Below are 19,036 nucleotides of genomic sequence, written 5' to 3' on the forward strand. Positions count from 1 at the left end.
CCCCTGTCGTGGTTCTCAGAATACGGTTCCGGTACTGCGGATCGACAAGGGCGGCAACCCGTTCCGCAACCGGGCCGCCAGGACCCGTCCCGCCGCCCAGGTTCCGCCCTCGAGGACGCAGGCCAGCGGCATCTCCGTCGCATCGGTCCCGAGACGATCGCGAACCAGGTCTGCGATCTCGTCGAGCAATGCGACGGTGAGGGCACGCCATTCGACGACGATCTGATCACCGACCTCCCATTCGACGTCGGCCCAGTCCCGGTCGCGAAGCGACAGAACCCCGGTGTCGAGGACGAGGCCGCCGTTGCGGTACTCGGGCAGGCCGGTCAGGTCGTCGATCCCGGTGACCTCTACGCCGGCCCAGAGGAACGGCTCCAGCAATGAGTAGGTCAGCCACTGGGACAGCTTGTGGAACGGGATCCAGCCGGCGGTGAGCCCAGGTCCGGTCACTGCCCGGTGCGGCCAGCAGTCGCCGAGCGGTATCGCCCCGATCCTGTTGTCCGAAGGCCAGATCGGTCCGAGGTGAGTCAGCACGGCGCCGAGGATCTCGGCGGCGGTCACCGTCCGCCGGCCGTCCGTGGTCAGGTGATCGAACAGTGCTCCCGGCCGGCCGTCGGGTCCGAACACAGTCGGATCGTCGGCGAGAACGTCGCCGAGGCGACGGAGCAGTTCGACACGACCCTCGAGTCCGGTGAGTGGGTTGGTGGGGGAGACCTGGAAGGCGCTGCCCAGGCTCTCGACCGTCACCGCGCGGAGGCCGGAGGCGTCGACCCGAAGCGGTTGCGACGCATCGTCGGAGAACAACCCGGCGGTGAAGGCGGCCCAACTGGCGACGCCGAGTCCTTCCGAACGGGTGAGAACCTGTCCGGTCGCCTCCTCCCGGTAGGACCACTCGGGACCGGCCCCGGCATCCAGCAGCACGCTGACCAGGACGACGTCGATGAGGCCGCGGGTGTGGTCGGGGGAGTCCGCCGGCGGGAGCGCCTTTCGAAGCGATCCGAGCCGGTCGACGCCTCCGGCCTCGAAATGACGCCAGCGACTGTGGAAGGGGATCGCGCCGTCCGGATAGCGATCGCGGGTGGTCTCGACGACGATGTCCGCGGCCGCACCGAGGGCGTCGTCGTGGACCGTGAACCATGGGGATCGGCCGTCGCGGGCACGTTCGAGGAGTTGGCGCGAACGCGCGCGAACCGCGGTGCTCGTTCGCAGCTGCGCGGCGGCGTCGGCGGCGGTGTCGGTGTCGGGGTTCTCGACGGTGTCGTTCTGCGCGGTGCCGTTCACTCGAGCCCCCGGCCCTTGACCTTTCGCAACGCCTCGGCGTCGGGGACCGGTCCGGGCGTGAAGTAGCCGGCGGCCATCTTGGCGTCGATCTCCACACGGGCGTCGGCCGGCACCAGCTCGTCGGGGATGTTGACCCGCTCGCCGACCTCGATACCCGAGCCGGTGATCGCGTCGTACTTCATGTTGCTCATCGAGACGAGCCGGTGGATCGTGGTGATCCCGAACCAGTGCAGCACATCGGGCATGAGTTCCTGGAAGCGCATGTCCTGAACTCCGGCAACACATTCGGTGCGGGCGAAGTACTGGTCGGCGGTGTCACCGCCTTCCTGGCGCTTGCGGGCGTTGTAGACGAGGAACTTCGTCACCTCGCCCAGTGCCCGGCCCTCTTTGCGGGAGTAGGCGACCAGGCCCACGCCACCGCGCTGGGTGCCGCGGATGCACTCCTCGATCGCATGCGTGAGGTACGGACGACACGTGCAGATGTCCGAGCCGAACACGTCCGACCCGTTGCATTCGTCGTGGACGCGGGCGGTCAGCTCGACCGACGGATCGGCGAGATCACGTGCGTCACCGAAGACGTAGACGGTCTGTCCGCCGATCGGCGGCAGGAAGACCTCCAGGTCCGATCGCGTGACGAGCTCGGGATACATGCCCCCGGTCTCCTCGAACAGCACGCGTCGCAGCTCGGCCTCGGAACAGCCGAAGCGTTCGGCGACACCGGGCAGATACCAGACCGGCTCGACCGCCGCCTTGGTCACCAGGGCGGCGCCGCTGGGGAGCAGCAGCTTGCCGTCGGGAACGAGCCGGCCCTTCTCGATGGCCTCGGCGATCTCGGGGAGGATGACGTGCGCCTTGGTGACCGCGATGGTCGGCCGGATGTCGTAGCCGGCGGCGATGTTGTCGGGGAAGCTCTCCGCGACCGTCGCGCCCCAGGGATCGAGCGAGACGATCGCCTTCGGATCTCCCCATTGCGGGTACGGACCGATGTGGTCGGTCGGCGAGGTGTTGGTCAGATCCGCGCGATGGTCGCGGGCCAGCGCCCCGGCGGCCACCGCCAGCGCACGGTACACGCTGTACGACCCGCTGTGCGTGCCGATCACGTTGCGGTGAGCGCGAACTCCGGTCGTCCCGATGACCGGCCCGCGCTCGGCCGCGGTGGGTGCACCCCAGTGGATGGGCGGGGCGTCGACTCCGCCACTGTGCGAGGTCAGTCGGATGTGCCCCAAGGACTTGTGCTCGCCGGACATCACGATCTCCTTCTGCCACGACGGTCACCCGCCACCTCGAGGAAAGCGCCAGCATAGTTCCGAATCCACGATCGTGCCGGGCAGAACGGCATGCCCGGTCGCGACGACGATGCGGTGGTACCCATGTGGGCACCACCGCATCGTGCGCGGCTGAGACTGCTCAGCTGCCGTAGGTGATCAGATGTCGAACCGGTCCAGGTTCATGACCTTGTCCCATGCCGCGACGAAGTCCTTGACGAACTTTCCCTTGGCGTCGTCGGAGGCATACACCTCGGCCAGGGCGCGCAGCTGCGAGTTCGAGCTGAACGCCAGGTCGACGCGGCTGCCGGTCCAGGTCTGCTCGCCGGTCGCACGGTCGGTGCCGACGAAGACGTTCTCGTCGTCGGTCTTCGACCACATGGTGGACATGTCGAGCAGGTTGACGAAGTAGTCGTTCGTCAGCACGCCCGGCTTGTCGGTGAGCACACCCAGTGCCGAGTTCTGGTAGTTCGCGCCGAGGACGCGCAGGCCGCCGATGAGGGCGGTCATCTCCGGTGCGCTCACGGTGAGTAGATTCGCCCGGTCGAGCAGCTTGAACTCGGCAGGCTGGGTGAGGCCCTCACCGATGTAGTTGCGGAAACCGTCGGCGGTGGGCTCGAGGTAGGCGAACGAGTCGACGTCTACGTCATCCTGCGCCACGTCGGTGCGACCCGGGGTGAACGGCACGGCGACCTCGACTCCCGCATCCCGAGCGGCCTTCTCGATCGCGGCGACGCCCCCGAGCACGACGAGGTCGGCGAAGGAGATCTTCGCGCCCGCCTCACCCGTGAACGACTCGGCGATACCCTCCAGCTTCGCGACGATGTCGGCGAGTTCGGCGGGCTCGTTGGCCTCCCAGTCCGCCTGCGGCTGCAGGCGTAGGCGACCACCATTGGCGCCACCGCGGAAGTCGCTGCCGCGGAACGACGATGCGGACGCCCACGCGGTCTTCACCAGCTGCGAGACCGACAGTCCCGACCCGAGTAGTGCGACTTTGAGCGCAGCGATGTCCGCGTCGGAGACGATCGGTCCCTCGTGCACCGGCACGTTGTCCTGCCAGCCGTAGGTGACCTCGGGAACCAGCGGTCCGCGGTAACGGATCGCAGGGCCCATGTCGCGGTGGAGCAACTTGAACCAGGCGTTCGCGAACTCTTCGGCCAGCTCCTCCGGATGATCCAGCCAGCGCCGGGTGATCTTCCCGTACTCCGGGTCGAAACGAAGGGCGAGATCGCTGGTGAGCATCGACGGGTGGGTCTTGCCGTCACCGAAGGCCATCGGTACGGTGCCCACGCCGGCGCCGTCCTTGGGCCGCCACTGGTTGGCGCCCGCCGGGCTCTTGTACAGCTCCCATTCGTAGCCGTAGAGGGTCTCCAGGAACGCGTTGTCCCACTGGGTGGGGGTCGGGTTCCAGGTGACCTCGAGACCACTCGTGATGGTGTCGGCACCGTTGCCATCGCCGTGCGAGCTGCGCCAGCCGAGGCCGGCGTCCTCGAGTGCGGCGGCCTCCGGCTCGGGGCCAACCCGGCTCGCATCCCCGGCGCCATGGGTCTTGCCGAAGGTGTGACCGCCGACGATCAGTGCCGCGGTCTCGACGTCGTTCATCGCCATCCGGGCGAAGGTGTCCCGGATGTCGGCGGCCGATCCCAGGACGTCCGGATTGCCTTCGGGTCCTTCGGGATTGACGTAAATGAGACCCATCTGCACAGCGGCCAGCGGCTTCTCGAGTTCGCGGTCGCCGGAGTACCGCTGATCGGCCAGCCATTCGAGTTCGGGGCCCCAGTAGACGTCGTCGGGTTCCCACTCGTCGACGCGGCCGAAGGCGAAGCCCGCGGTCTCGAATCCCATCGACTCGAGTGCGACGTTCCCGGCGAAGACCAGCAGGTCGGCCCACGAGATGGCCTGGCCGTACTTCTTCTTGATCGGCCACAGCAGACGACGCGCCTTGTCGAGGTTGGCGTTGTCCGGCCAACTGTTCAGGGGCGCGAAGCGTTGCATGCCGGCCCCGGCGCCACCGCGTCCGTCCTGAACGCGGTAGGTGCCCGCCGCGTGCCACGACATGCGCACCATCAGGCCGCCGTAGTGGCCGAAGTCCGCGGGCCACCAGTCCTGCGAATCGGTCATCAGGGCGGTCAGGTCTGCCTTGAGGGCCTCGACATCGAGGCCCTTGAGTGCCTCGTCGTAGTCAAAGTCGGTGTCGAGAGGATTTACGACATCCGGATTGTGCTGCAGTATCTTGAGATTCATCTGGTTCGGCCACCAGTCACGGTTTCCGCCGCCCTCGGTGGGCTGCTTGGCCTGGCCGTGCATGACCGGGCAACCGCCGGCGGGCGGTTCGGTGTTGGCCTCGGCGATCGGCGGGTGTTCTTGCGCCATGTCATTCCTTTCGGGAAATGGTGGTGGTGACCGACCACAGCCGTGATCGCGACCGGTCCACAGATGTGGACCGGCCGGTCAGGTGTGTTCGGATCCTCGGTGGATCAGGCCTTGCAGTCGGGGCAGAAGCCCCAGTAGACGACCTCGGCCTCGTCGATGACGAAACCGTGGTCGTTGGATGCGGTCAGGCACGGGGCTGCGCCGACGGCACAGTCGACGTCCCCGATCGCACCGCATGAGCGGCAGACCACGTGGTGGTGGTTGTCGCCGATGCGGGACTCGTAGCGGGCCACGTGCCCTGACGGCTGGATCCGCCGGATGAGACCGGCAGATGTCAACGCGGCCAACACGTCATAGACCGTCTGCTGGGAGACGTCGGCGAGTTCGGCTCTCGTGCTACCGAGCACGGTGTCGGTGTCGGCGTGGGGGTGTGCATGCACCGCGCGCATGACCGCGACCCGCGGACGGGTGACGCGGAGTCGAGCCGCGCGCAATTGGGGTGGCGCAGTCGTCGTCGGTGAGCATGTGGACGAGTATGCACCCGTTTCTGGAACAGTTCAAGTTTAGATCGGTGTGATGTGGGACCGCGGGTAGCCGGAGACGTACGATCGGCTCATGTGGAACCGACATCCCGCCGGTTGCGGGTGATGTGATGTCCCGCTACGACGAGATCGTCGACGAACTCTACGGCCTGACGCCGGACGTGTTCGTGAAGCGACGAAACGAGATCGCCAAGGACGCCAAAGCCGACGGCGAAACCGCTCTGGCCAAGGACATCTCGAAGTTGCGCAGGCCGACGCAGGCCGCCTGGGCGATCAATCAGTGGGTGCGCACAAATCCCGATGACTGCGACCAGGTCACCGCACTGGCCGCGGACCTGTCTGCGGCGCAACGACGTTCGGCGGCCGACACGATGCGCGAACTGTCCCGACGGCGCCAGGAGTTGATCAACTCCTCCGCCGACGGCGTGGCCGGCACCGCCTCCTCGCTCGGGGTGCGGCTGTCCGACAGTGCGGTTCGCGAAGTCGCGACGACGCTGCGCGCCGCGATCGCAGATGCCGCGGTCCTGGACGACCTCCGACGCGGACGTCTCGTCACCTCTGCCGAGTACAGCGGTTTCGGTCCCGCAGGGGTCTTCGTCGTGCCCGACCCGCCGGCCGAACCGAAACGGACCGCCGGACACGACCACGATGCCGACCGGGAGGGCGTCGACGCGGATTCCGTCGACGAGAACGAGGACTCCGATGAGAGCGCAAGGGTCAGACAGGAACTCGAGGCGCGAATCGCCCGGGCCGAGGACGGCGAGCAGTCCGCGCGGAAAAGCCTCGGTGACGCGTCTTCCGAGGTGCACGAGGCGTCCGCGGAGGTCGACGAACTCGTCGCCGAGGCGCGGGATCTCCGCGAGCAGTTGTCCCGGGTCGAGGACTCGCTGCGCTTCGCACGTCAGCGATTGTCGACCGCCGAGCAGGGTCGCTCGGAGGCCAAGGTCGCGCTCCGCGATGCGGTCGCCGAGGCGAACAAGCTACGGGCCGCACTCGCGGATCTCTGAAACCTCAGATCAATCGCAGCGAATCGTCGCGTCGCAGCACGAAGAAGTACGGCGCCGGTGAACCCTTGAGATCCATGGCGCCGATGACCGCATCGTCGGACAGGCGGTGGAAGACATCGTTGATCGGCAGCTGGTCGTAGACCATGGTCGCGGTGTCGGTGCCGCGATAGCGCGTGGTGCGCAGCCGTGCGCGCGCCTTCCTGGTCTGGCTGAGCAGTCGGGTGGCGGCGATCGGTGTCGCGAACGACATCGTCTTCACCTGGGGTGTCTTCTCCGCAACGGAGAGCCCGCTGAAGGCGATCGCCGGGTTCATCGCCCACAGCGCGGTGTGGTCGCGGGTGGGGAAGAGCAGCGGGTGGACGGTCTCGGCGTCGACGAACTGCTTGCCCCACCATCCGCTGGCGGCGAGGAAGCCGTCGAGGGGATGGCCCGTCGGCAGCTCCGCGCCACGCCAGGTGCCGATCATGAACTCCGGGTCGATCGCGTCGCAGGAGTCGAACAGCTCGAGCGCCTCGGCGGTCTCGGTGGGAATGGTGGTCAGGATCTCGCGCACGTCCATGTCGCCGATCCTACGGCCAAAGACACAAATAGAGAAGAATGTTGCAATGTCAGGAGGTCGAACCTGCGGCAACTCCGCGCGGCGCGTCGTTGCCGTCGGGTTGGGAGGTGAGCCACGCGACCGCGAAGGCGCCCGCGATCGCACCGACGAAACCGACGTAGGCGAGCCACCCGAGTCCGTCGACGGCGCGGTCACCGAGGAACAGCACGCCGATCACCGACGGAATGCCGACCTCGCCCACCACCAGAACGGCGGTGACGGCGTTGACCGGACCGAGCTGGAGCGCGACCGTCTGCACGTAGAACGCAAGGGCGCCGGCGAGGGCGATGGTCCAGGCCGCCGGATCGGTCAGCAGCGCCGCGGGGTCGAATGGGTGCACGCCGTCGAGGACGCGCACCGCCACCGCGAGGGCGCCGTACATCGCGCCGGCGAGCGCCCCCGCGAGGATCGCGCCGCGCCTTCCGAGGAGGTGCACGACGATCAGACCCACGACCGCGACCACCATCGACACGATGAACAGAGCCCAGTGGAAGGTCATGTCGTGGGCGGTCGCGGCCTCATGCGACGCCGACGCGCCGAGCATGCAGAGTGAGGCGACGACGATGCCCATCGCGGTCAGGTCCCGGCCACGCAGCTTGGTCCCGAGCAGGACGCTGCCGAGAAGCGCGGTGACGATCAGGTTCCCGGCGACAATCGTCTGTGCGAGGAAGAGCGGGAGCAGTCGTGCGGCGACGGCGCCACCGGCGAAACCGAGGACCACCATGAGGGTGCCGACGAGGAAGGCCGGGTCGCGGAAGGTGTCGAGCGTCGAACGCAACGACGGCCCGCCCTTGGCCGTGACACCGCCGGCGTCGGGTCCGGCGGCGTTCCGGGCGCCGAGTGCGCGAAGGACCGTCGACAGTCCATAGGCCACCGCGGCAAGCGATGCCGCCACTATTCCGATCGTGAACACCGTATGAAGGTATCGGCCCTCGTGGTCCGATGTCCGGGTTCCGCGCCGGGTCCGGTGCGTCCGTCGCGCCGGAATAGTCGCTGACCGAGGGCAGTTGCCCAGATCATGACCACCTCTGCGTACGACCCGCGCGATCTCCTCGCCGAATCACGTCTCGGCGTTCTCGCCACCATCAAGTCCTCCGGCCTGCCGCAGCTGTCGCCGGTGACCCCGTTCTACGACCGCGACGCGGACACGATCTACGTGTCGATGACCGAGGGGCGGGCCAAGACGGTCAACCTCCGCCGCGATCCGCGCGCGGCGCTCGAGGTCACCGGACCCGACCGTTACACCTGGGCGACCGCAGAAGGCGATGTCACGCTGATCGGGCCGGGCGCCGATCCCCACGGCCCCGAGGTGGAGGCGCTGGTCGACTACTACCGGAAGGCCGCCGGCGAGCACCCGGACTGGGATGAGTACCGCAGCGTGATGGTGTCGGATCGTCGCGTGTTGATGGTGATGTCGGTCAAGCGGGTGTACGGCGAGCGGCTTCGCTGATCCACGCCAGGGCTTCCTTGCGATGAGGACCGTGGCTGTCCTCGATGTAGGCCACAGTGGAGATATGACCAGAGAGATCCAGGTGACATTCGACTGTGCTGATCCCGCGGCCCTTGCGGCGTTCTGGGCCGAGGTGCTCGGGTACCGGATCCAGGCGCCGCCTGCGGGATTCGACACCTGGGACGCCGCACTGGAGGCGATGGGCATCCCGGAGGAACGCCGAAACGATGCGTCGGCGGTGATCGACCCCGACGGTCGGGGTCCGCGGATCTTCTTCCAGCGCGTTCCGGAGGGCAAGACCGCGAAGAACCGGGTGCACCTCGACGTCCGGTCGGCTCCGGGCCAGGCAGGCGACGAACGCATGGCGTCCCACGAGGCCGAGGCGGCACGACTCGTCGCGCTGGGGGCGACGCGGGTCCGACGAGTCGAACCCGAACCCCCGCTCGGCGCCGGACACATCGTCATGCTGGACCCCGAGGGCAACGAATTCTGCTTGGACTGACCGCATTTCGTAGAGAACGACGGTGCTATGTCCCGACGTTCTCTACCGATTCCTGGCCCGTCAGCGGTATGTCGCCCGCCAGACGCAGGGTGCCGTTCAGGTCGGGTTGCTCGAAGGTGACCCGCGCCTCCCGGCCGTCGACGATCAGGGATGCGATGGTGTTGCCGAACAGCGGGCCGACCTCGCTGTGCCATCGGACCGGGAGCTCCGGTGAACCGCGGAAGGTCGCCCAGCGTCGGACGACCCGTGCGATGCGCGGCGACCAGCCAAGGCGGAACACGCTTTTCATGTATGGCGGAATGGCGTTGTGCACCGGCGAGCACACCAGCTGAAACACGGACGCGCTCGTGGGCTCGTCGAATTCTGCTCGTGCGGCGTAGCTGTGGTGGACGTCGCCCGACAAGACGCTGACGGTCGCCGGTCCGGTTGTTCCGTTGCCGCGTCTGGCGACACCGCTGATCATCCGACTCAACCGGGTGAAGGAATCGAAGAAGGCCGGCCAGTGCTCCAGATCGGCGCCCTGCCGGAGCTTCTCGGCCAGGCTGCCGACCCAGCCGTCGTTCCGGGCGCCGATCTCGTCGAGAGTCTCGACGTCGCTGAGGACGGGCGGGAGCAACCACGGTAACGACGACCCGAGCACCAGGTGGTCCACCGACTCGATGTCGTCGTTCACCTGGCGTTCGACCCACTCGAATTCGGTGTCACCCAGCATCTTCCGTGCGCCGCCGGCGAGGATGCGGCCGTTGCGCGAGTCGATCATCGTCAGACGGGTCGCACCGAGGTCCCACCGGAAGCTGAACCGAATCCCCTTGACGCCGTCGGTTTCGGCGTCGGCACGGTCGGCGAGGTCGAGCAGGTACGGCCAGCAGTCCCCGCCGATCTCCTTCACCGTGCGGTAGTCCGCGGAGGCGGCCAGTTCGGCAGGCGACAGATTGCCCAGATGCTGGTACACCCAGTACGACGCGAGTCCGGCCCGGATCCGGTCACGCCACCACGGTTTGTCGTCCATCTCGCGGCGCCAGGTGTCCGAGGTGTTCCAGTCGTCGCGAATGTCGTGATCGTCGAAGATCATCGCGGTCGGGATGGTGGACAGGACCCAGCGGATCTCCGGGTCGCCCCAGGTGTGCCGGTAGAGACCTTCGTACTCCTGAAAACTCACCACCTCGTCGGACGGGCCGGCCGTCGCGGTCCTGGTCGACTCGAGTCTCTCCTTGACCTGTGGGGTCAGTTCGTCGGCGTAGACCTGGTCGCCGAGCAGGATGAGCGTGTCCGGCCACGCTGCGACGGGCAGGTGGCGCATGCGAACGGCGTAGCAGTCCAACGCGTCGAGGCCGAGTTTCCGGTCGATCTTCGGGTCCTCGGCCCGGGGGTACCGGCAGGATCCGAAGACGAACCGGTGATGATGGGCGGACGCGGGGCCACGGGTGCGGATGACGCTGGCCGGAAAGGTCGAATCCGGTAGCGGCCACTCCTGGGAACCATCGATGGTCACCGTGTACTCGGTCGTGGTGTCCGGGATCAGCCCGGTGATCTCGACCAGAGCGTAGTGGTTGCCGAGAACCTCGAACGTGCGTGTTCGGCTGCCGAGGACCTCGACCTCTGCCGGTGCCTCGGTTTGGACCCAGACCAGCGCGGATGTCTCGTCGACGTGCCGCAGGATCGGTCCGAGCATCAAGGCCATGCGACCCAGCGTAAGCCTCTCGGCCCTCGGTGAGGTCGGTCTCTGGTGACGTGGGATGCGATCGAGTCCGGACGTCCGCGTCGTAGGCTGATGAACGGACGTGCCGGGGCGACGACGAGGTGGAGATCGATGACGAGCAGTACCGACCTGGACGCGACTGTTGCCGAGGTACTCGCCGAGCTGGCCGAGCTCGAGGACCCGAGGATTCGTACGGTCAACGAGAAGCACGGCGACGACCACGGCGTGAACCTGACCAGATTGCGGGCCGTCGCCAAACGACTCAAGACCCAGCAAGATCTGGCGCTGGCGCTGTGGGCCACCGGCGACACGGCAGCTCGGCTGGTCGCGCTGCTCATCTGCCGGCCGAAGGCCTTCGACGCCGCGCAGCTCGACACGATGGTCCGCGAAGCCCGACGCCCCAAGGTGCACGACTGGCTGGTCAACTACGTGGTGAAGAAGAGCGGGTACAAGGAGGAGCTGCGCCTCGCGTGGATGGACGACGCCGATGAGGCGGCGTGCAGCGCGGGTTGGGCCCTCACGACCGAGCGAGTGGCCAAGAGGCCTGACGGTCTGGACCTCGTCGAGCTCCTCGAGACCATCGAGGCGCGGATGAAGGACGCCCCCCAGCGCCTGCAGTGGGCGATGAACACCTGCCTGGCGACGATCGGCATCGAGCATCCCGAACTCCGCACTCGCGCAATCGAAATCGGGGAGCGACTGAGGGTTCTCGAGGACTATCCGACGTCGCCGGGATGCATCTCGCCCTACGCGCCGGTCTGGATCACCGAGATGGTCGCGCGCCAAGAGGCCTGACTGTGATCAAGCGGTCCGCGGACCACGCGGGACGGTATGCGGTGCTCTATCCCGCCATCGCCGAGGCCTCCCGACGCTGCGACGCCGAGCACACCGGCCTGATCGACGTCGGACGGCCCCTGGGACTGAATCTCAACGTCGACCGCGTGGGGATCTCCTATGGCGACGATCAACATCTGGGTGACGCATCGTCGCCGGTACAGGTGGACTGCTCGGTGGTGGGCGGTGGTCGAGTGCCGAGAACGCCACTGCCGGAGGTCGATGCACGGATGATCCTCGACCGTTCGCCGCTCGACGTCCGAGACCCCGGCGACCGATACCGGATCCGGCAGGTCATCGAGGACTGGCCCGTTCTCGATGCCGAGATCGGTCTGGTGGAATCGAGTTCGCCGGAACGCATTTCGGGGAATCCGGTCACGACGCTGTCAGAAGCGGTCGCACGTGTCCCGGACCGTGCGCTGCCCGTCGTCCTCACGACGTGGTCGCTGTCGCGGTTCACCCCGGAGAGGCGACGCCGCTTCGTGCACGCGATGGGGGAGGCTTCCGCCGTGCGGAGAGTGGCCTGGGTGTCCGTCGAGGGAGTCGGTGTCGCGCCGACCGTACCGACGCTCGGGGACCGCCCGGCCTCGGGACATAGCATCATCGGCGTCACGGTCTTCGAGCCGTCAATGACACTGCCGCGCTCCGAGTTCGCCGGCTTCGCGCTCGGCCGGTGCTGGGCCCGCGGAGAGCTGTTGTCCTGGTTCGAGTGACGGCGCACGTACCGAGTCGACCGAAGCGTCCGCCGCGACGGCATCTGCTCGCCGGTCTGTCCGGTCGAGAGTCGACACGACGATCGACATCGTCGCGACCGCCGCGGCCACCACGAATGCGGCACCATAACTCGCAGCAGTGATGATGGCGCCGAGGGCGGTGGCGCCCACAGCCTGCCCGAACATCGACGCGATGAACAGGAGCGCGGTACCTGCGGCGGAGCGTGCCGCATCGATGGTCGAGGTCCAGGCGATGAGTGCTGACGTCGACGAGGTGAATCCCCACCCGAACAACAGGCAGCCGACGAGCGAGACGATCAGCTGTCCCGGAACGGCTGCGACCACGAGGATGCCGACGGTCATCGTTCCGCAGCTGAGGGTCCACGCCGACGTCGCCGACCATCGGGCCAGTGGGGTGGCGGTGAGAGCCACTGCGGCACCGCCGATCCCGATCATGATCCACGCGACGATCGTGCCGCGCTGCGACGAGCCGCCGGTGTCGACGAGGATCACGCGGCCATACGTCCACATGGCGCTCGACGCCACACCGAGCAGCACTGCGACGGTCAGTGCGGTTCGGTGACGACGGACCCAGTCTGCGGACAGGGCCTTTGCATGCTCGTCCCGCTCGGCGGGATCAGGTCGGTCGGCCGTCAGGAGAGCGGCTGAGATGAGCACGGTGATCACGCCGATGACGACCCAGGTCAGTCGCCATCCGGGGAGGAAGAGCAGCGCCAGCAAACCGGCGCCGACGAGGCCGGGGCCGGTGCCGGAGTTGACCATCGACTGCCCCCGATCGACGCGCTTCGCGGCGATGTTGCGTCTGACGACACTCACCATCGCGGGCGACGCCAGGCCTGCCCCGACCGAGGCGATCACGGCGGAGAGCCCGAAGATGACCAGATGGGTCGCGGCGGCCATACCCCAGACACCGCCGGCAGCGGTCGCCGTGGCGACGATGATCAACATGCGTGGGAACTGTCGCCCGAGGAAGAATCCGCACAGCGCGGCAAGGCAGTAGACCAGCGATGATCCAGTGGAGATGTATCCCGCTCCGGCAGAGTCGAGGGCCAGGTCTGTTTGGATGTCGGGCAGGAACAGCCCGTAGGCGAGTCGCACCAGCCCGTAGGTCGCCGCGATGAACGCGATACCGGTCACGATGACCAGCGTCTCGTGCCCTGGACCAAACGAAAACGTGCGTTTCATATTTTCGATACTAGGCTGATGACCATGCCGATGCGCAAGAGCTCCGAGGAAAAACTGCTCGACGCAGTTGACGACCTGGTGTTCTCGCGCGGAATCGAGACGACGCCCGTCGACGCCATTCTCGCGCGTGCGGGCGTGTCGGCCGCGACGCTGTACAGGGGTTACCGCAGCAAGGAGGCGCTCGTCGCCGCCTCGCTCGAACGACGGCACGAACGCTGGCGCGAGACCTGGGGAAGCGCGATCGCCGCAGCGCCCGACGATGAGGGCCGACTGCTTGCGATCTTCGACGCCATCGACGAGTTCGCCGCACGGCCGGACGGCGCGCGGTGGTGCGCGTTTCTCGGCACCGCGGCCGAGATGTCCGACCCGCCGGCCGAGATCGCCGACGCGGTCACCCGCGATACCGACCACATGCGCGAGACTCTGCGCGAGCTCGCCGCACAACTTCCGTGCGCGGACTCGGACCACCTTGCCGAACAGATTCTCGTCGTCGTCACTGGCGAACTCGCGATGCGTCTGCGGGACAACCCGTTACGGAAGTCGACGCTCGGTCGGGAGATTGCCACGACCCTCATCGATATGGCGTGTACACCTACCACGACTTGAGTACCCGACGGTCAACCGAGGTTCGATCACGACTGAACAGACTCACTCGAAGTACGAGGCGTACTTGCTGTAGGGAACCTGACCGTTGGGGCTGGCCTTGATCGCGGCGGCGACCGCGGGCGGGATGGGTGCCCAGTAGGCGGGCATTGCCGCCGCGAGCGACGGTTTCACGATGTAGAGCAGCGCGAAGTTGACGATCCAGAGTGGGGGAGCCATCGACATCCCGACGGTGCTCGTCACCCCGGCCTCGGTGTTCGTCACCAGCTGAGCGGTTCCCGACATCTGTTGCGCGACAAAGCCGAACGGGACCTCGACGGTGTACGCCGACCGACAGAGTGCAAGCAGGGTGTCGGTCGCTCCGTTGTTCCGCAGCCAGGTGCCGACGTAGCCGCCGGGGGCGATCAGCGAATTGACCTGCCGCGTGGGTGCACTCGCGTTTGCGGGGCTCTGCAGCATGCCCTGCTTGTTCACGTACAGGCCGTAGCTGCCGACGACGGAGTCCCCGAACATCGGGCGTCCATTGGTGTTGGTCAGGATGATCAGGCAGGCGTCGATGATCTTCGCGGCCTGACGGCTGCCGCCGACTCCGCCACCGGAGAGAAATGCGCGGTACTGCTGTTCGGACAGTGCATCTTTCGGCGACAAGCCGATGGCCGCGGCCACCCGATTGGCGGCGGCGAGGCCGAGCGGTTGGTTCAGTTGCGCCGGGTTGGAGAGTTTAGATGGCGCGAAGCGCTCGAAAGCCGGTGCACCCGAGAACGGAAGGTCGAAGCCTGTTGTACTCCCCGGGGCCGCCGCTGCTTTCGGGGCGATCCCGAGAGCGAGAGTGGCCGCTGCGAGTACTGCCAGGACCACGGCGACGGGCCCGGATCGCAGCCGCCCACCCGGCTGACGGTGAAGTGGTGTGACCTCGACATGCATGGGGGACCTGCCAATCGCGCCGACCTGTGAGTTGGCTCAGTGAAACCCGTGGTCACCGAGGTGTCAATAGTCCGCGCGGTCGACAGCGCCATCGAAGATGCCGCCGGTTCGCTGGTGAGCTCGCGAACCGGCGGCTGGTCCGGATCAGATCAGGCCGAGAGCCAGCATCGCATCGGCGACCTGGGTGAAGCCCGCGATGTTCGCGCCCAGCACGTAGTTGCCGGGAGCGCCGTACTCCTCGGCGGTGTGCAGGCAGTGGTCGTGGATGGAGGTCATGATCTCGGATAGGCGCTCTTCGGTGTAACCGAAGCTCCATGAGTCACGAGATGCGTTCTGCTGCATCTCGAGTGCGCTCGTGGCGACGCCTCCGGCGTTGGCCGCCTTGCCGGGTGCGAAGCTGACGCCCGCTTCGGCGAAGATGCGCACGGCCTCGGGGGTGCAGGGCATGTTGGCGCCCTCGGCGACGATCCGCACGCCGTTCTTGACGAGCTGTGCGGCATCGGCGCCGTTCAGCTCGTTCTGCGTCGCACACGGGATGGCGATGTCGGTGGGCACGTTCCACATCGAGCCGCTGGTGACGAGCCGCGCCGAGGGGTGGGCGTTCACATAGTCACCGATGCGACCCCGCTGGACGTTCTTGATCTCCTTGAGGAGTTCCAGGTCGATGCCGGCTTCGTCGACGATGTACCCGCTCGAATCCGAGCAGGCGACGACGCGGCCGCCGAGTTGCTGGATCTTCTCGATGGCGTAGATGGCGACGTTGCCCGAGCCGGACACGACGACTGTCTTGCCGTCGAGCTTGTCGTCGGCCGCCGCGAGCATGTCGCGGACGAAGAACACCGCGCCGTAGCCGGTGGCCTCGGTGCGGACCTGCGACCCGCCCCAGGCGAGTCCCTTGCCGGTCAGGACACCTGACTCGTAGCGGTTGGTGATGCGCTTGTACTGGCCGAACAGATAGCCGATCTCGCGGCCACCCACGCCGATGTCACCGGCGGGCACGTCCGTGTACTCACCGATGTGGCGGTAGAGCTCGGTCATGAAGGACTGGCAGAACCGCATGATCTCGAGGTCCGACTTGCCCTTGGGATCGAAGTCGGAACCACCCTTGCCGCCGCCGATGGGCAGGCCGGTCAGTGCGTTCTTGAAGATCTGCTCGAAGCCGAGGAACTTGACCACGCCGAGGTAGACGCTGGGGTGGAAGCGGAGGCCGCCCTTGTAGGGGCCGAGTGCCGAGTTGAACTCGACGCGGAATCCGCGGTTGACCTGCACCTGGTTCTGGTCGTCGATCCACGGCACGCGGAAGATGATCTGGCGCTCGGGTTCGGTCAGACGCTTGATGATGCCGGCGTCGGCGTAGTGCGGGTGCTTGGCCAGGACGGGTCCGAGGCTGTCGAAGACCTCCCGAACGGCCTGGTGGAACTCGGCCTCGCCGGGGTTGCGGGCAACCACCTGTTCGTACAGATCGCTGATCTTCTCGTCGAGCACGGCCACGGTGGCCCCCACTTCCTTCTTCGATATCTGAGGGAACGCCGGTGCACCCCGAATCGGGTCACCGCCCCGCAGCCTATCGAGCGACAGGAAAGATCTATAAATCCAGTCGGCGCCGCACCCAGCCGACAATCGCCGGAGAGCTCCTGGAGAAACCGTCGGAGGCGCTCGTCACAAGATAGAAGGTCGAGGTCAGAGCGTTTCCGTTGACGGCCGCCTCGTAGCCGGCGACGCGTGCGACGTGGCGGGCGCGCTCTCGTGCGATCTCGGTCTCACCGCGTGTGGATGCCTCGGCGACCACGAGCAAACCGAGCCTGCGGGCGTTCGACGCGGCGATCGACACCGCGTCTATCAGTTCGTCCTCCTGTCGCCGTTCGAGTCGACGCCCCCGCCAGTCCCACCACCTGCGCCGTGGCCGAGGTGCGCGACCCAGCACGGCGATACACGACCTCGCTCCAGCTGACCTGCGTTGCTCCGGTACGGGGGTGCGGGTGTCGTCGCGCACCATCGGGCCACCGAACCCGGGGTCCACGATCTCGATGTTCAGCCCGCGGTCGCGGAGGGTTCGGCACAGCCTCGCGGTCAGCGCACCCGGTCGGCCGATGACGACCACCTCGGTTGTCGCCGCCGGGCTTCCTGCCGAAGGTGCAGGCGGCCGCGGGCGGCTCAAGGTGACCTCGGCCGACCCCACGACGGCCTTCACCGGGGCACCGCCGGACGACCGCGCCCCCGAACGCATCGCCACGTTGCGTCAGAGAAGCTCGATCCGGTGGTCTTTCACCGCGACCGTGCATGTCTGCCCGTTCGGCAGCGGATAGGTCCGGACGTCGCCGACGTCCGCGCCCAGCACCGCACGACCGAGCGGTGAGTCGGGCGAACACACGTCCATACCCACCAGGGCATACTGTTCCGGTGCTCCCACCAGGAAGGTTGTGACATCGGCTGGATCGTGATCGAAGACGACCGTGACGACCGAGCCGACTTGCACGGTGCCGTCTGCTGACGGTTCGGCCTCTGCCGTGGACAGCGCGGCGTACAGCTGCGCCAGACGCCGGTCGAGCGACTCGAGGCGCTCCAGGGTGCGATGGTAGGCGTCGTTGTTGTCCAGATCGCCGGCGGCGCGGTGATCGAGGACCTCGGCACTGACGACGGCTCGATCGCGAATCTCGGCGGCCAGCTGACGCTCGAGCGCATCTCGGGTCAGGGGCGTTGTCGGGACAGGTGCTGCGGTGGTCATCGTTGCTTCCTCTGCTTCGGTGGCGTGACGTCGACGGCGGCGTCAGGACGTCGTGATCAGGGACCTCGCGCGGAGCTCGAGCATCGGATGGCGAGCCGCGATCTCTACGCGCGAGAGGTGGTCCGGGGCGGTGCTGAGGGTGAGAATCCAGGGCACCGACTCAGCCGCTCCGCCCGACGACGATTCGACTCCCGAATCCGAGTCCCAGGGATCGAGCTCGAGGTCGGCGAGGATGTCCCGCGACAGGCTCTCCAGCTTCGGTGCCGTCAGCCGGCCCGACGGACCCGCGAACGCGAAGCAGATGTCCTTGCCCACGGGCACCCCGAAGTCGTCGACATCGTTCTCCCGATGCCACTGACGACGCAGGAGTCGGGAGTCGGAATCCTCGATGACAAGCGAATATTTCACCGACTTCGGAAAAGCGTCAAATGCCCGCGACGACGCCTGGTCGATAAATTTCCTCATTCGACTCTTAGATGCGCAGACTCGGATACGACACTCCATGACAACCGCTTGCACGGCGACTCTCCCTTTCACTGAAAACCGGCCTGTCGGGCCGGTGCCACGGACTCTAGCCGAAAAAAATATAAAAGCCAGTCGGTCGCGACCTCAGCCGACCGGTCTGCCAGACCTACTGTTCCGCAGGAGATTCGGCGACTGGACTTTTGTTTTTTCTGGGCTATGGTCACGGAGGTGAGTGGGTGTCCAACCCAACTTCATCATTCATGTCAGCGAGGAATCATGGCAGAGAAGAATTCCAGTCCGAAAAAACGTCGCCAAGAGTTGAAGTTGCGGCGCGAGAAAAAGCGTGCGAGTGAGGAAGGCTCGATTTTCCGAAAACGGAAGAATGCGGGATGACGTGGACCAGAACACGTGCCTCGCAGAGGTTCTCGCCTATCTCCATGACCGTTTCTCGACGCTGGCCGCGGTCGAGCGGCCGCAGTCCGAGCTCCTTCGGGGATTCCGGGCGGGCATGACATACGCCCGTGTCTGCGTCCTCGACGAGATCACGACCGAGTCTCTCCGTCCCGATGCGTTCGTCGGCGCAGCTGTGCTTTCAGGGGGTCTGCGCCGGGACTTCGACATCATCCAGGGGCTCCTGGATCGGCTCGAGCGTGAGGGTCGGTGGGCGGCCGACGCCGACGACAGCGAGTTCCAAGTCGGCTATCACGCCGCGCTCGGGATCGCCCGCCATCACCTCGATGTGGCTCGCCGGACACTCGACCTCCGGCGAGCACCGGCCGGAGTGCATCGGCCGGTCCGCAGCCGATCTCGCCGAGCTGCTCTCACCGCCGGATAGTCACACCCTGTGAG

The 19,036-nt window shown here is 66.9% G+C and carries 19 protein-coding genes and 1 pseudogene; 7 read left to right on the forward strand and 13 right to left on the reverse strand.

Features of this window, described 5'->3' with window-relative positions:
• Nucleotides 1–15 precede the first annotated feature (15 nt).
• The 4 genes and pseudogenes from RVF83_RS16750 to RVF83_RS16765 all read right to left on the reverse strand — a co-directional run bounded on the left by RVF83_RS16750 (nt 16) and on the right by RVF83_RS16765 (nt 5,444).
• A complete protein-coding gene (locus RVF83_RS16750; RefSeq protein ID WP_005198241.1) occupies nt 16–1,281 on the reverse strand; it encodes a URC4/urg3 family protein in 1,266 nt (421 codons plus the stop codon).
• On the reverse strand, nt 1,278–2,528 hold the full coding sequence (locus tag RVF83_RS16755) for a GTP cyclohydrolase II (protein ID WP_005198240.1): 1,251 nt from the start codon (nt 2,526–2,528) through the stop codon (nt 1,278–1,280). The genes RVF83_RS16750 and RVF83_RS16755 overlap by 4 nt, the downstream gene beginning before the upstream one ends.
• A gap of 177 nt (nt 2,529–2,705) precedes the next feature.
• Entirely contained in the window at nt 2,706–4,919 is a 2,214-nt protein-coding gene (gene katG, locus RVF83_RS16760) for a catalase/peroxidase HPI (RefSeq protein WP_005198239.1), read from the reverse strand.
• A 104-nt stretch (nt 4,920–5,023) separates the two neighbouring features.
• Nucleotides 5,024–5,444: pseudogene (locus RVF83_RS16765) on the reverse strand (Fur family transcriptional regulator).
• Between the two features lie 127 nt (nt 5,445–5,571).
• Between RVF83_RS16765 and RVF83_RS16770 the strand changes: the two are divergent.
• Nucleotides 5,572–6,468 carry a hypothetical protein gene (locus tag RVF83_RS16770; RefSeq protein WP_005198237.1) on the forward strand — a complete coding sequence of 299 codons (897 nt, stop codon included), beginning with the start codon at nt 5,572–5,574 and terminating at the stop codon, nt 6,466–6,468.
• Nucleotides 6,469–6,472: 4 nt separating this feature from the next.
• Here RVF83_RS16770 and RVF83_RS16775 read toward each other — a convergent pair whose 3' ends face one another.
• Together RVF83_RS16775 and RVF83_RS16780 are read right to left on the reverse strand one after the other, a co-directional pair.
• Nucleotides 6,473–7,027, reverse strand: a complete 555-nt coding sequence (locus RVF83_RS16775) for a DUF4334 domain-containing protein (RefSeq protein WP_005198236.1) — start codon at nt 7,025–7,027, stop codon at nt 6,473–6,475.
• 49 nt (nt 7,028–7,076) lie between these two features.
• Complete coding sequence (locus RVF83_RS16780; RefSeq protein WP_119032096.1) at nt 7,077–7,979, reverse strand: hypothetical protein; 903 nt, start codon at nt 7,977–7,979, stop codon at nt 7,077–7,079.
• Between the two features lie 105 nt (nt 7,980–8,084).
• Between RVF83_RS16780 and RVF83_RS16785 the strand changes: the two genes are divergently transcribed.
• Both RVF83_RS16785 and RVF83_RS16790 read left to right on the forward strand, forming a co-directional pair.
• On the forward strand, nt 8,085–8,516 hold the full coding sequence (locus RVF83_RS16785; RefSeq protein WP_119032097.1) for a PPOX class F420-dependent oxidoreductase: 432 nt from the start codon (nt 8,085–8,087) through the stop codon (nt 8,514–8,516).
• 64 nt (nt 8,517–8,580) lie between these two features.
• The gene (locus RVF83_RS16790) at nt 8,581–9,018 is read left to right on the forward strand and encodes a VOC family protein (protein WP_005199278.1); all 438 of its coding nucleotides are present in this window, start codon (nt 8,581–8,583) and stop codon (nt 9,016–9,018) included.
• 25 nt (nt 9,019–9,043) lie between these two features.
• Here the strand turns inward: RVF83_RS16790 and RVF83_RS16795 are convergent, their stop codons facing one another.
• On the reverse strand, nt 9,044–10,699 hold the full coding sequence (locus tag RVF83_RS16795; RefSeq protein ID WP_168432651.1) for an alkaline phosphatase D family protein: 1,656 nt from the start codon (nt 10,697–10,699) through the stop codon (nt 9,044–9,046).
• A gap of 129 nt (nt 10,700–10,828) precedes the next feature.
• Here RVF83_RS16795 and RVF83_RS16800 point away from each other — a divergent pair, with 129 nt between their 5' ends.
• Both RVF83_RS16800 and RVF83_RS16805 read left to right on the forward strand, forming a co-directional pair.
• Entirely contained in the window at nt 10,829–11,512 is a 684-nt protein-coding gene (locus tag RVF83_RS16800) for a DNA alkylation repair protein (protein WP_005196077.1), read from the forward strand.
• Between the two features lie 2 nt (nt 11,513–11,514).
• Nucleotides 11,515–12,264: a DUF2332 family protein gene (locus RVF83_RS16805; RefSeq protein WP_005196073.1), complete on the forward strand. Its 750-nt coding sequence runs from the start codon at nt 11,515–11,517 to the stop codon at nt 12,262–12,264.
• On the opposite strand, the gene RVF83_RS16810 is transcribed toward RVF83_RS16805, so the two are convergent.
• Entirely contained in the window at nt 12,178–13,470 is a 1,293-nt protein-coding gene (locus RVF83_RS16810; RefSeq protein ID WP_005196072.1) for an MFS transporter, read from the reverse strand. The two genes, RVF83_RS16805 and RVF83_RS16810, sit on opposite strands and share 87 nt — an antisense overlap.
• 24 nt (nt 13,471–13,494) lie before the next feature.
• Here RVF83_RS16810 and RVF83_RS16815 point away from each other — a divergent pair, with 24 nt between their 5' ends.
• Nucleotides 13,495–14,076, forward strand: a complete 582-nt coding sequence (locus tag RVF83_RS16815) for a TetR/AcrR family transcriptional regulator (protein ID WP_039880114.1) — start codon at nt 13,495–13,497, stop codon at nt 14,074–14,076.
• A gap of 42 nt (nt 14,077–14,118) precedes the next feature.
• Here the strand turns inward: RVF83_RS16815 and RVF83_RS16820 are convergent, their stop codons facing one another.
• From RVF83_RS16820 to RVF83_RS16840, 5 genes are all read right to left on the reverse strand, one after another.
• A complete protein-coding gene (locus tag RVF83_RS16820; protein WP_005196070.1) occupies nt 14,119–14,997 on the reverse strand; it encodes a hypothetical protein in 879 nt (292 codons plus the stop codon).
• A gap of 144 nt (nt 14,998–15,141) precedes the next feature.
• Nucleotides 15,142–16,500: an NADP-specific glutamate dehydrogenase gene (gene gdhA / locus RVF83_RS16825; protein ID WP_005196069.1), complete on the reverse strand. Its 1,359-nt coding sequence runs from the start codon at nt 16,498–16,500 to the stop codon at nt 15,142–15,144.
• A gap of 82 nt (nt 16,501–16,582) precedes the next feature.
• Nucleotides 16,583–17,224 (reverse strand): hypothetical protein, encoded by a 642-nt coding sequence (locus RVF83_RS16830; protein WP_247602489.1) that lies wholly within the window; start codon nt 17,222–17,224, stop codon nt 16,583–16,585.
• 12 nt (nt 17,225–17,236) lie between these two features.
• Nucleotides 17,237–17,722, reverse strand: a complete 486-nt coding sequence (locus RVF83_RS16835; protein ID WP_005196065.1) for a GreA/GreB family elongation factor — start codon at nt 17,720–17,722, stop codon at nt 17,237–17,239.
• A 42-nt stretch (nt 17,723–17,764) separates the two neighbouring features.
• Complete coding sequence (locus RVF83_RS16840) at nt 17,765–18,130, reverse strand: hypothetical protein (RefSeq protein WP_255220643.1); 366 nt, start codon at nt 18,128–18,130, stop codon at nt 17,765–17,767.
• Between the two features lie 451 nt (nt 18,131–18,581).
• On the opposite strand from RVF83_RS16840, the gene RVF83_RS16845 reads away from it, so the two are divergent.
• Nucleotides 18,582–19,022, forward strand: a complete 441-nt coding sequence (locus RVF83_RS16845) for a hypothetical protein (protein WP_244971610.1) — start codon at nt 18,582–18,584, stop codon at nt 19,020–19,022.
• Nucleotides 19,023–19,036: the final 14 nt, after the last annotated feature.

This window comes from Gordonia rubripertincta (assembly GCF_038024875.1).
Lineage (GTDB): Bacteria > Actinomycetota > Actinomycetes > Mycobacteriales > Mycobacteriaceae > Gordonia > Gordonia rubripertincta.